Source organism: Desulfofundulus luciae, assembly GCF_030813795.1.
Taxonomy (GTDB): domain Bacteria; phylum Bacillota; class Desulfotomaculia; order Desulfotomaculales; family Desulfovirgulaceae; genus Desulfofundulus; species Desulfofundulus luciae.
On record NZ_JAUSUX010000004.1, the window covers coordinates 149,897 to 161,709 of the forward strand.

The window sequence follows — 11,813 nt, forward strand, 5'->3', positions numbered from 1 at the left end:
TTGTCGCTTTGCGCCGTAAAAAAAGCACCCCTCCTTTAGGGGTGCTGACGGACGAAAGGTTTAGCGTGCCGAAGCCACATTTAGCCGCCGGCTCTTGCGCAACCTTTCCGGGATTACGTCATTGCGCAGGAGATCGGCGTAGGTCTCCCGCTCCACAATGATATCGGCACGGCCGTCTTTTACCAGCACCATGGCCGGCCGGGGCAGGCGGTTGTAATTCATGGACATGGAGTAGTTGTAGGCACCGGTACAGCTAACCGCCAGGATATCCCCGGGTTGGACCCCGGGCAGGGCGATATCCCAGATGAGCATATCCCCGGATTCACAGCACTTGCCAGCGATGGAGACCACTTCCTCCGCCGGTGCGGCGGCCTTGTTGGCCACGCAGGCCTCGTAACGGGACTGGTAAAGGGCCGGGCGGGGGTTATCACCCATGCCGCCGTCTACGGCCACGTACTTGCGCACCCCGGGAATGTCCTTTACCGCCCCGACGGTGTAAAGGGTGGTACCAGCCGGGCCGCTGATGGAACGCCCGGGTTCCACAATAACCCTGGGTACGGGCAGGCCGTGCGCCATGGCCTTTTCCCGGACGGCCCGCATAACTACATCGGCATATTCGGCCACCGGCCGGGGTTGATCCCCTTCGGCGTAGTAGATGCCCAGCCCGCCTCCCAGATCAAGTTCGGACGGTGTCCAGCCGGTCTCCCTGGCCACGCGGGCGGCAAAATCCATCATTACTCCGGCAGCGTGGGCGTAAGAATCCAGCTCGAAAATCTGGGAACCGATATGACAGTGCAAACCGTGAAGGACAATATGATCCATCTCCAGGGCCCGTTTTACCCCGGCCAGGGCCTGGCCGTTTTCAATAACCAGGCCGAATTTGCTGTCAATCTGACCGGTTTTAATGTACTCATGGGTGTGGGCCTCAATGCCGGGGGTTAAGCGCAGGATAACGCCTGCCGTGGTGTGCATCTCACCGGCAAGCTGGTTGAGCATTTCCAGCTCGTGGAGATTGTCCACCATGAAGCGCCCCACCCGGGCTTCCAGGGCCAGGCGCAGTTCTTCCCTGGACTTGTTGTTCCCGTGGAAATAAACCCGGGACATGGGGAATTTGGCCTGCAGGGCAGTATATAGTTCGCCGCCGGAAACCACATCCATGCCCAGCCCTTCTTCCTCCACCAGGCGGCAGATGGCCAGGGTGAGCAATGTTTTGGCCGCGTAGATGACCTCGGCACCGTATTTTTCGGTGAAGGCCCGGTAGTACTCCCGGCAATTCTGCCGGAAAAGCTCTTCATCCACCACATAAAGGGGGGTGCCGAAGGTAGAAGCAAGCTCTACAGTATCGCAACCACCAATTTCCAGGTGGCCCCGGCTGTTAATGGTCATGGTACCGTGCAGCTTCATTTCAAAACCTCCCGCGGATATAATACGCCCGGAAAAAAGTCATTGGTGCCGGCGGCATAAAATGAGACGGCTTCCCGGATGGGGGGCCGTCTTATGCACAAGGGAAAAACCACCCTCTCCCCCCTGGTGAGATAGCGCTCCACCCGGCAGCAGGGCAACCACCGGGTGACAGTCCGGCACCTGTTCGATGACGGCCCAGCCCAGCCGTTCCGGGCAACGGCTGAACTTCGGCGGGCAACCCTTTCCCCCGGCTTCTGCGGAACCCGGGTCCTCCACCGGGGTACTCTTGTTGTCCGCAACCTCTACCTCACCTCCAAAGGGAGATGAGGCATAATGTATACAATTTTGTCCCATTGTAACATGGGTGCTGGGTGCTGTCAATAGCTTTCTAATTCCAACCTATCCCAAAGCCACCCCGGGAAGCCGGGATAGGGACCTGGCCAGCTCTTCTTCCGGCAGGGGGTAGTCCTCCAGCTTGCCGGCCAGATAGGCGTCATAGGAGGGCAGATCCAGGAAACCATGGCCGCTCAAGTTGAACAGAATGGTTCTTGCCTCCCCTGCTTCCCTGGCTGCCAGGGCCTCTTTAATGGCGCAGGCGATGGCGTGGGCGGACTCGGGAGCAGGTACGATTCCCTCGGAGCGGGCAAACATTATGGCACTTTGAAAGACATCGGTTTGGTTAAAGGCCCGGGCTTCGACAACTCCGTCATGCACCAGCTGGCTTACCAGGGGGGAATCTCCGTGGTAGCGCAGGCCCCCGGCATGGATTCCGGGAGGCATGAACTCGGCCCCCAGGGTATACATGGGGAGAAGGGGCGTTAGCCCGGCCACGTCGCCGTAATCGTAAGCAAATTTACCCCGGGTCAAGGTGGGACAGGCGCTGGGCTCCACGGCCACCAGCCGCACCTTTGCTCCCCGCACCAGCTTGTCGTGGGCGAAGGGGAAAGCCAGCCCTCCAAAGTTACTCCCACCGCCACAGCAGGCGATGACCACGTCCGGGTAATACCCGGCCCTGGCCATTTGTTCCCTGGCCTCCAGCCCGATCACCGTTTGGTGCAAAAGGACGTGGTTGAGCACGCTGCCCAGGGCATAGTTGGTATCTTCCCGGCCGGCAGCATCTTCCACCGCTTCGCTGATGGCAATGCCCAGGCTGCCGGGGGAATCGGGTTCGGCGCTTAAGATCTTGCGCCCGGCGGCAGTTTGTTCGCTGGGGCTGGCATAGACTCTGGCCCCGAATACTTCCATCATGGAGCGGCGGTAGGGTTTCTGGTGGTAGCTGACTCTGACCATGTATACGGTACATTCAAGGCCAAAAAAATTACATGCCTGGGATAGGGCCACGCCCCACTGGCCGGCCCCCGTTTCAGTGGTCAGCCTTTTGATGCCTTCCTTTTTGTTGAAATAAGCCTGGGGTACGGCCGTGTTCAACTTATGACTTCCGGCGGGACTTACTCCTTCATATTTGTAAAAGATGCGAGCCGGCGTATCCAGGGCCTTTTCCAGGCGGTGCGCCCGGTACAGGGGACTGGGCCGCCACAGGCGATAAATTTCCCGCACTTCTTCCGGAATTTCCACCCAGCGTTCCCGGGTCATTTCCTGTTCAATCAAGGACATGGGAAAAATGGCCTTCAAATCATCCGGTCCCACTGGATTTCCGGTAGCCGGATGCAAGGGCGGCCGGGGTAATTGGGGCATGTCGGCCTGGATGTTGTACCAGTGCGTGGGCATTTCTTTTTCTGTAAGTAAGATTTTGGTTTCGCTCATCTCTTCTATGCTCCTTCTTCTGTAAATAGTATTTGCCTGCCGTTTGCACGCGTCATGGGTGTCTGTAAAATATACCTTTTGTGCCGTAAGCGTACCTTAAATTATTGGTTCGCCGGCGTGTGTGCTATTCCTCCCGGAAGATAAATTTATTTTTAAGTGTCAATTTCCACGGCAGGAAGAAATGTCCGTGCATACCTTATGAGCTACGGGAGAATCTAAAAATTGAAATGCAAAAACAAAGCAGGAGGTGCTTTATTTTGGTTCAAGGTTGGTCCGATACTCCGAAAGGCGTCGAGGTAAGGCCGGCTGGCTTCAATGAAGTGAACATTATTTACAACGGCCTTCTGGCCAAAAGTGGTGCCGACCAGGTCTACTTACACTGCGGGTTTGGTGACCCGAAAAACTGGCAAAATGTCAGCACCATTAAAATGGAGCGCACCCAGCGGGGCTGGGAAAGTACCCTGCGCATGCAGAACAGCATGATGTCCTTCTGCTTTAAGGATTCAGCCAACAACTGGGACAACAACAACGGTTACAACTGGACAGTGCGGGCTTAACCGCGACAAGGGACGGGGTTTTAACCGTCCCTTTTTAAACGGCGTTCTCTTGATAACCCAGGGAATTGGACCAGCGGCCGCAGCGATCCCCCCAGCGGGCAATAACTTCGCCTTCCCGGGTGATTTCCACCACTTCGCACAGGTTCGGGCAATTTTCACATTCAAAGCCCCCGGCTTTAAAGCGGGTTTTAGCCACCCCGAATCCCCGAAACCGGCTGGTTCCCCCGCCGGCCATTTTCTCCCGGGCCAAAAGGGCCGCCCCCACCGCCCCCATCACGTTGTAGTGGGGAGGTACATGCACTTCCAGCCCCAGGGCCTGCTCGAAGGCCCGCCGCATACCGGCGTTGGCCGCTACCCCGCCCTGGAAGACAACCGGGGGGAGAATCTCCTTGCCCTTGCCGACGTTATTCAGGTAATTGCGGACCAGGGCCTCGCACAAACCGGCCAGGATATCGGGCAGGCTGTAACCCATTTGCTGCTTATGGATCATATCCGACTCGGCAAAAACGGCACAACGGCCGGCTATACGTACCGGAACGGTGGATTTCAGCGCCAGCTTACCGAATTCTTCAATGGGAATATTCAACCGGGCTGCCTGCTGGTCCAGGAAAGAGCCGGTGCCTGCGGCACAAACGGTGTTCATGGCAAAATCGGTCACCACGCCATTGCGCAGGATGATGATTTTGGAGTCCTGGCCCCCAATCTCCAGGATGGTCTGCACTCCCGGCACCAGGGTGGAAGCGGCCACGGCGTGGCTGGTAATCTCATTTTTTACCACATCGGCCCCGGCAATTATCCCGGCCAGATAACGGCCGCTGCCGGTGGTGCCCACCCCCCGGACAATGGTATTTGCGGGCAGGCGTTCGGCCAGCTGCCGCAATCCCTCCTGCAAAGCAAAAATGGGCTGCCCCCGGGTGCGCAGGTAAATGGCTTCCCTGATTTCACCGTTTTCATCCATAAAGACCAGGTTGGTGCTTACGGAACCAACATCGATGCCCAGGTATCCTTTCATCATACCACTCCTTTTTTTCTGGCCAGCAAATCTATAAAAGCCTCCAGGCGGGTCACCAGCCCCGCTTCCCCGGACTGCTCATCCACGGTGATGGTTAACGTGGGGATGCCCAGCCCGGTGCTCAGCCCGGGCAGCACGCTGTGGGCCACAATTTCGGGCATGCAGGTAAAGGGCAGGAGCTGGATTACGCCGTCATAACCCTGCCGGGCGTACATGACCGTGCTGCCGACGGTTTCCTGCCCGTGGCCTCCAACAAAATGGTTCAGGTAAGGAGGCGCCGCCCGGCAGGCCTCCTTGCGGCTGCGCAGCCCTCTGACCAGGCCCAGGAAAAGATGGTCGTTGACCCACTCGCTCAAATAAATGGACCGGTCGGTCTGGACACCCAGGTAGCCTAGCCTTCTTTCCAGATCGTGGTTGGCAAAAGGCTCCAAAAGGGTGAAGATTTCACCGACGATGCCCACGCGCAGAACCGGCCGGGGCCTTATGGCCACCCCGGCCATGATCCTGCGCACCCGTTCCCCGGCTTGAGGCAGGTCCCGCGGGTGTTTGACAGCGATGATTTCCTGCAGGGCCCGTTTGAACGCTTTATCGGTGCTGCCCCGGTGGCTCTCCCGGGGACGCAGGTAATGGGCCCGTCTTTCCAGCTCGTCCACCATGCGGGCCTTCTGGTACCCGAAGCGAATACCCCTTATCACTTCCCACCAGGAACTGTGGCCGGTAATATACTTGATCTTGGAAAGCAGCTCCCCCACATGTTTTTGGGGAGGTTCCATCACCACCAAACGGTAGTTGTAACCCAGGTCTTCCAGGATGGCGTGCTCCACCTGGGCATAGTAGCCGAAGCGGCAGGGCCCGCACCCACCGGCCATAAGAATGGTGTCCGCCCCCCGTTCCGCCGCTTCTATGAAATTGCCCAGGTTTAATTTAAGGGGTAAACAGGCAAATTCAGGGGCATGCCTGGCTCCCAGGGTCAGGGTGCGTTTGCTGGTAGGCGGCGGTACCACCACCTCCACCCCCAGGTATTCCAGCATGGCCGAAAGACAGATCCACATATGTCCCATGTGAGGAAAAGTGACCTTCATTATACACTCTCCCCTGCCGGAAGAAACTGCCGGCGTTCCATCATGTCCAAAAAGGCTTCCAGGCGGGTCACCACCCCGGCTTCCGCCGAGTGCTCGTCCAGGGTCAGGTTGAGGAAAGGCTTACCCCGGCGCCTCACCTCCCGGGAGATCAGTTCCCCGGTGAGGGAATCGGGGCCACAGGCAAAGGAAGCCACGTGGATGATGCCGTCCACATCCGGGCTCTGCAGGTAGTGCCAGGCAGCACCGATCATGCGCTGTCCCAGGCTCCAGAAAAGATGCTTGGGCAGCCTGGTGGCCTGTTCCCGGACGAGGGTTTCCGGGAGGTTGTCGGCGCTGCAAACCCGTACCCCGCTCCCTGCAAGGCGGCTCAAAAGGTTCATGCTGATGTAGGGGTCGTAAATATTGTACGGATGACCGATTACGGCCACCGCCGGGCCACCGCCACCCGGTTCCTGCCCTTCCGCAACTCCCCGGTACAGTACCCCCAGGGCCTGTTCCGGGAAAAGCCCTTTCTCCAACAACTGCACGTAGCGGGCCTGGACGTGCATGGCCCGGCGGTAGGCAAGGTAAATGGCGAGCCGGTTACCGGTAAAATTGCGGCCCAGGGCAACAAAGAAAGGGTAAGGGCTATCCTTGCGGTAAAGGTTAAGGTTTGGATCTATGAGGGGCGGCAGCCCTGAAATCCCGTGCCGGACCATGTCGGGAAAGCCCAGGAACTTGGGACATATATATTCCCGCCGGGCTATACTTACCAGCCGGGGCAAAAAAAGCACATCTACCCGGTCTTTTAAATCAAGCACGTGACCAAAGGCCAACCGTACCGGCAGGCAGACGTCATCCCCCGAGTTCTGTAAACCGGCTTCTAAAATAGTTTTGGTGGTTGGCCTGGAGATAACCACTTCCAGCCCCAGGGCTTCAAAAAAGGTACGCCACAAAGGTAAGTAGTAGTAATAAAGCAGGGCCCTGGGTATACCTACCTTAAGGGTCATTGGTTCACTCCTTTCCAGCGTAGCAATATTCTTGTAGCAATATTCTTATTATGGCCCAACGGGCAAAAAATAAAACAGCCCCCGGGCTGGGGGCTTACCGTTTCCGGGCCGGTTCGGGTATGGCCTGCCGGTATTTATCCCGGGGTTTTATGATGCTGGGGCGGATGTTGTCTATCGGCACAGGGGAACGCACCAGCACTTTCTTCATGGCCGTCCAGTTAAAAGGAACGAGGGGCCACATGTAAGGGATGCCAAAGGACCTGGTAGCCACCAGAAAGGCAAAGGTTGCCAGCATGGCGATGATAAAGCCGGGCAGGCCGGCCACAGCCACTGCCGCCAGTAAGAACAGGCGCACCAGGCGGTTGGCCTGGGAAAGTTCGTAACTGGGGGTGAGAAAGATTCCGGTTGCGGCTACCGCCGTATACAAAATCACCTCGGGGGCGAATAAACCCACGGAAACGGCAATATCGCCAATGAGCAGGGCGGCAATCAAGCTGATGGACACCGACAGGCCCGTGGGTGTGTGGATGGTGGCCAGCCGTACCATGTCAACGGCAAACTCGGCAATAATAAACTGTATGATCAAGGGAATGGCTCCAATTTTTTTGGGGCCGATGAACTTCAAAGCCGGTGGTAACAGTTCGGGATGCAGGGCGGCTAAAAACCAGAGGGGTAACAGGAAGATGGATACGGCCACCCCCACAAAGCGTACCGTCCGCAACCATACCCCCACTGCCGGGCTCTGGCGGTATTCCTCGGCATGTTGCAGGTGATGAAAGTAGGTAGCGGGAACAATGGCCACACTGGGAGATGTGTCCACCAGCACCAGGACGTGTCCTTCCAGCAGGTGGATGGCGGCCACGTCGGGCCGCTCGGTGTAACGCACCCGGGGGAAGGGATTCCAGTAGCTGCCGGGAGTAATTAATTCCTCCACCGCCTTTTCCGCCATGGGCAGCCCGTCAATGTTGATGTTTTTAATCTTTTCCTTGATGCTGTCCACCAGATCCGGGTTGGCCACATCCTGCAAAAAGCAAATAACTATGTCGGTTTTGGACCGTTTGCCCGCCTGGAGAATTTCCATGCGCAACCTGGGGTCCCTGAGACGGCGGCGGATGAGGGCGGTGTTGTAAACCAGCGTTTCGGTAAAACCATCCCGGGAACCCCGCACCACCCTTTCCAGATCCGGCTCTTCGGGCTGACGCACGGGGTAGATCCGGGCATCAATGATAATGGCCTTCTCTTCCCCGTCAATAAGCAGTGCCTGGGGGCCGGAAAGCACCTTTTCCACCACGTCCTCCAGGTACTCCACCTGGCTGACTTCGGTGAAGGGAATGTGGCGGTAAAAAAGCTTGCGGAAGGTATTGATGGTCATCCCTTCCCGTTCCAGTTCCGCCAGGTGCTCCAAAATAAGGGTGAAAATCTGATCATTGGTCAGCCCGTCCACAAAGATAAGGGCTGCCTTGACCCCCCCAATGTTCAATTCCCGCAGGATAACATCGTAGCTTTCCCCTATTCCCAGAGCCTTTTTCAGGAATTCCGTATTCTCTTCCAGCCGTTTTTTCACCGGCGTTTTATTGCCGGCACCTGCCGCCTGCTGGCTCACGTCTGCCGTCTGCTGGCTCATGAAATTCACTCCTATCCTTTTGGTCGGAAGGCCAGGGCAGCCAGGTAACCAAAAACGACCGCCGCGGTTATACCGGCGGCTGTAGCGGCCACCCCTCCGGAAAAGGCCCCCAGGACTCCCTTTTGTTTTACCCCGCCGATGGCTCCCTGGGCCAGCAGGTGGCCGAAACCACTCAAGGGCACCGTAGCCCCCGCCCCGGCCCAGTTCACCAGGGGCTGGTACAACCCCAGGGCGCTTAAAATAACTCCTGCGGTAACAAAACCTACCAGCACGTGGGCGGGGGTAACCTTATAGCTGGTTAAATCCATCAGGAGCTGGGCAATCACGCATAAAAGACCCCCCACGAGAAACGCCTTTAAAAAAATCATGTTTTTCAAATCACCGTCCTTCTATCACCACGGCATGGGCAATGCCAGGAATAGTCTCTCCCTGCTGGTAGCTGCAGGGGCTGAGCAAAGCCCCGGTAGCCACCCCCAGGATACGTTTTAAGCGGCCGGCTTTGATTTCCTGCATCAGGTAGCCACAGGTGACCACACCCGCACAGGCGCAGCCGCTACCCCCCGCATGGGCGTACTGCTCGGGGGAATAAATCAGGACCCCGCAGTCACTGAACCGGGTGGAAATGTCATAACCCTTTTGCTGCATCAGTTTAAGGGCCAGTTCCCGCCCGTAAGTTCCCAAATCGCCGGTGATAAAGAGATCGTAGTAATCGGGTTGCCGCTGGGTATCCATGAGGTGACGGGCCATGGTATCGGCAGCCGCCGGGGCCATGGCCGCCCCCATATTCATGGGGTCCCCCTGGCCCAAATCAATTGCTTTACCGATGGTAGCATGGGTAATCACCGGGCCGTTACCCTGGCGGGCCAGTACTGCTGCCGCCGCCCCGGTTACCGTCCGGGTGGCGTACAGGGGGCGCTGGGTACCCTGCTCCGTCGGGTAACGGTACTGCCTTTCGGCCGTGGAATAATGGCTGGATACCCCCACCAGCACATATTCGGCAAAGCCGCCGTCAATGAGCATGGCCCCCAGGGCCAGGCCTTCATACATGGTGGAGCAGGCCCCGTAAAGACCGATAAAGGGAATGCCCAGATCCCTGGCGACGAAATCAGCACTGATGATCTGGTTCAAGAGGTCACCGGCCAGCAGGTAGTCAACATTCTGGGGTTGGAGGTTGGCCCGCTGGATGGCATTTTGCATGACCTCTTTGAGCATCCGCCGCTCTGCTTTTTCCCAGGTATTTTCCCCGTAATAGTTGTCTTCCACCACTTTGTCAAAGGTGTGACCCAAAGGTCCCTGGCCTTCTTTACTTCCCACAATGGTGGCCGTAGAAATGATTACCGGTGGGTTTTGAAACCACACGGTCTGCAGCCCGTTTTTTTTGGGTGCCGGCAAAGGCTTCACCTCCTACCGGAAGAAGTAGTACAAAAGTGCGACTAACCAGGCTGTCACAATGCCAAAAACAAGCACCGGTCCGGCAACGGTGAATAGCCTCGCTCCCACTCCCAGAACAAGCCCTTCACCCCGGTATTCCATGGCCGGCGCGACCATGGAGTTGGCAAAGCCGGTAATGGGCACGATGGAACCGGCACCGGCAAATTTGGCAATCTCATCGTATACCCCCAGCCCGGTGAGCAGGGCGGCCAGGAAAACCAGCACCGTGGACGTAGCCGCCCCTGCTTCCGGCAAGGCCAGCCCCCGGGCCTGGAAAAAATTCAAAAACAACTGCCCTAAAACGCTGATCAGCCCTCCCACAACAAAAGCCCAGAAAACGTTACGGCCTATGGTGGGCCGCGGTTGAACCTCCTGAACCATCTTTTGATATTCTTTTTTCTGTATTTCCAGTGGTTGAGAATCTTTCACCTCGGCCATCAGGTCTCACCCCCGGTTGTTATGGTTTCCTCCCAACCAGACGATTATGCGCCCGGAAGGGAGCCCGGAAACGCCAGGAAAGATCAAGGGACACCCGCAGTGGTGTCCCGGTTTTGTGTTTAGCTCAAGTTTGAAACTTTAGCGCCCCATACATTTCCAACGAAGCTGGAAACCCAGTAAAATCAAGGATCTTAGTTAGCGGAATACTTAAAAATTGCGAAAGTGTAGTGCCACGTCTGTAAATATTTAGTTTTTCTAACCTGCCTTAACATGGTATAATATCTATGCCATGTATGCCAGAACAAAAACTTTCACCAACAAGGACGGCTCAAAAAGAACTTATGTCCAGATAGTCGAAGCCGTCAGGGAGCACGGCAAAGTGCGCCAGAAAGTGGTGGCCAACCTGGGCCGCATCGACGAACTTCAGAAAGGCAGCCTTGACCGGCTCATTGCCAGCCTGGCCAAATTCTCAAAAACGAAATGGATACAGGCCGAAGCTGATAAACTGATGGTTCACAGTGCCAGGGAATGGGGGTTGGATTTAATTTTCCGGCATCTGTGGGAACAACTTGGCCTGGACTTTATCCTGAAACGCCATTTCTCCCAGGCATACACCTGCAGCCAACTGGCTGAGGCCGTCTACGCCATGGTGCTGAACCGGATCAGCGACCCGCTTTCCAAACGGGGCGTTAATGAATGGCTCAAAGAAGTTTACCGGCCGTCCTTTGACCAGCTGGAACTGCACCATCTTTACCGTGCCCTTGATTTTCTGGCCGAATATAAAGAGAGGATAGAACTGGACCTTTTTGACAGCATCAGAAACCTGTTCGACCTGGAAGTGGACATGATTTTCTGGGACACCACATCCACATATTTTGAAGGCAGAGGGCCAGAGGAATTGGGTCGTTACGGCCACTCCAAAGATCATCGACCGGACAGAATCCAGGTAATGGTCGGCGTGGTAATGACCCGTGCCGGCATACCTATAGCCCATGAGGTTTTTCCCGGCAATACAGCTGATGTCAACACATTCAGTCAAATCATTGCCGACGTCCGCGAACGGTTTCAACTGACCCGGGTCGTCTTTGTAGGCGACCGGGGCATGGTCAGCCAGGATATTCTGGAACATTTGGACAAAAATCACATCGAATATATTGTGGGTATGCGCATGCGTAAAGTCAAAGACGTCGGCGAAGTACTCAAAACAGGCGGCAGGTACCGGACCGTCAAAGGAAACCTGAAAGTAAAAGAAGTCTGGTACGATGCTGACCGGTACATCGTTTGCCATAATCCCGTCCAGGCCGAACACGACAAAAAGGCCCGGGAGGAAATGTGCCGGAAGCTGGAAGAACAGCTTAAAAACGGCGGAATCAAATCGCTGGTGGGCAACCGTGGTTACCGCCGGTATCTATTGCTTAACAAAGACGCCGTGGTGGGTATAGATCAGGAAGCCCTGAGAGAAGAAGCCCGGTATGACGGCAAGTACGTCCTGCGTACCAACTCTCAACTCAG

At 56.6% G+C, this 11,813-nt stretch carries 11 protein-coding genes and 1 riboswitch; of the genes, 2 read left to right on the plus strand and 9 right to left on the minus strand.

Going from position 1 to position 11,813, the window contains the following annotated elements; translation table 11 throughout:
- Nucleotides 1-60 precede the first annotated feature (60 nt).
- Entirely contained in the window at nt 61-1,404 is a 1,344-nt protein-coding gene (lysA, locus tag J2Z49_RS04035) for a diaminopimelate decarboxylase (protein ID WP_307400048.1), read from the minus strand.
- Nucleotides 1,405-1,528: 124 nt separating this feature from the next.
- Nucleotides 1,529-1,717, minus strand: a riboswitch (Lysine riboswitch).
- An 86-nt stretch (nt 1,718-1,803) separates the two neighbouring features.
- Nucleotides 1,804-3,168 carry a TrpB-like pyridoxal phosphate-dependent enzyme gene (locus J2Z49_RS04040; protein ID WP_307400050.1) on the minus strand — a complete coding sequence of 455 codons (1,365 nt, stop codon included), beginning with the start codon at nt 3,166-3,168 and terminating at the stop codon, nt 1,804-1,806.
- A gap of 257 nt (nt 3,169-3,425) precedes the next feature.
- Between J2Z49_RS04040 and J2Z49_RS04045 the strand changes: the two genes are divergently transcribed.
- Nucleotides 3,426-3,725, plus strand: a complete 300-nt coding sequence (locus J2Z49_RS04045; protein WP_307400052.1) for a carbohydrate-binding protein — start codon at nt 3,426-3,428, stop codon at nt 3,723-3,725.
- 34 nt (nt 3,726-3,759) lie between these two features.
- Here the strand turns inward: J2Z49_RS04045 and J2Z49_RS04050 are convergent, their stop codons facing one another.
- The 7 genes from J2Z49_RS04050 to spoVAC all read right to left on the minus strand — a co-directional run bounded on the left by J2Z49_RS04050 (nt 3,760) and on the right by spoVAC (nt 10,301).
- Nucleotides 3,760-4,737, minus strand: a complete 978-nt coding sequence (locus J2Z49_RS04050) for an acyl-CoA dehydratase activase (RefSeq protein WP_307400083.1) — start codon at nt 4,735-4,737, stop codon at nt 3,760-3,762.
- Nucleotides 4,737-5,819 carry an acyl-CoA dehydratase activase-related protein gene (locus tag J2Z49_RS04055; RefSeq protein WP_307400054.1) on the minus strand — a complete coding sequence of 361 codons (1,083 nt, stop codon included), beginning with the start codon at nt 5,817-5,819 and terminating at the stop codon, nt 4,737-4,739. The genes J2Z49_RS04050 and J2Z49_RS04055 overlap by 1 nt, the downstream gene beginning before the upstream one ends.
- Nucleotides 5,819-6,808: an acyl-CoA dehydratase activase-related protein gene (locus J2Z49_RS04060; protein ID WP_307400056.1), complete on the minus strand. Its 990-nt coding sequence runs from the start codon at nt 6,806-6,808 to the stop codon at nt 5,819-5,821. The genes J2Z49_RS04055 and J2Z49_RS04060 overlap by 1 nt, the downstream gene beginning before the upstream one ends.
- Nucleotides 6,809-6,902: 94 nt before the next feature.
- Nucleotides 6,903-8,432 (minus strand): spore germination protein, encoded by a 1,530-nt coding sequence (locus J2Z49_RS04065; RefSeq protein WP_307400058.1) that lies wholly within the window; start codon nt 8,430-8,432, stop codon nt 6,903-6,905.
- Nucleotides 8,433-8,443: 11 nt separating this feature from the next.
- The gene (gene spoVAE / locus J2Z49_RS04070) at nt 8,444-8,800 is read right to left on the minus strand and encodes a stage V sporulation protein AE (RefSeq protein ID WP_121452509.1); all 357 of its coding nucleotides are present in this window, start codon (nt 8,798-8,800) and stop codon (nt 8,444-8,446) included.
- Nucleotides 8,801-8,810: 10 nt separating this feature from the next.
- On the minus strand, nt 8,811-9,824 hold the full coding sequence (spoVAD, locus tag J2Z49_RS04075) for a stage V sporulation protein AD (protein WP_307400060.1): 1,014 nt from the start codon (nt 9,822-9,824) through the stop codon (nt 8,811-8,813).
- 12 nt (nt 9,825-9,836) lie between these two features.
- On the minus strand, nt 9,837-10,301 hold the full coding sequence (spoVAC, locus tag J2Z49_RS04080; protein ID WP_307400062.1) for a stage V sporulation protein AC: 465 nt from the start codon (nt 10,299-10,301) through the stop codon (nt 9,837-9,839).
- Between the two features lie 289 nt (nt 10,302-10,590).
- On the opposite strand from spoVAC, the gene J2Z49_RS04085 reads away from it, so the two are divergent.
- The coding region (locus J2Z49_RS04085) for an IS1634 family transposase (RefSeq protein ID WP_307400063.1) at nt 10,591-11,813 on the plus strand (1,223 nt) is incomplete at its 3' end.

Excerpts from the sequence above, each read along its gene's own strand:
- J2Z49_RS04065 (WP_307400058.1), bottom strand. The coding sequence starts at position 8,432 with ATGAGCCAGCAGACGGCAGACGTGAGCCAGCAGGCGGCAGGTGCCGGC.
- J2Z49_RS04060 (WP_307400056.1), bottom strand. The coding sequence starts at position 6,808 with ATGACCCTTAAGGTAGGTATACCCAGGGCCCTGCTTTATTACTACTAC.
- spoVAE (WP_121452509.1), bottom strand. The coding sequence starts at position 8,800 with ATGATTTTTTTAAAGGCGTTTCTCGTGGGGGGTCTTTTATGCGTGATT.
- J2Z49_RS04040 (WP_307400050.1), bottom strand. The coding sequence starts at position 3,168 with ATGAGCGAAACCAAAATCTTACTTACAGAAAAAGAAATGCCCACGCAC.
- J2Z49_RS04050 (WP_307400083.1), bottom strand. The coding sequence starts at position 4,737 with ATGAAAGGATACCTGGGCATCGATGTTGGTTCCGTAAGCACCAACCTG.
- J2Z49_RS04055 (WP_307400054.1), bottom strand. The coding sequence starts at position 5,819 with ATGAAGGTCACTTTTCCTCACATGGGACATATGTGGATCTGTCTTTCG.
- spoVAC (WP_307400062.1), bottom strand. The coding sequence starts at position 10,301 with ATGGCCGAGGTGAAAGATTCTCAACCACTGGAAATACAGAAAAAAGAA.
- lysA (WP_307400048.1), bottom strand. The coding sequence starts at position 1,404 with ATGAAGCTGCACGGTACCATGACCATTAACAGCCGGGGCCACCTGGAA.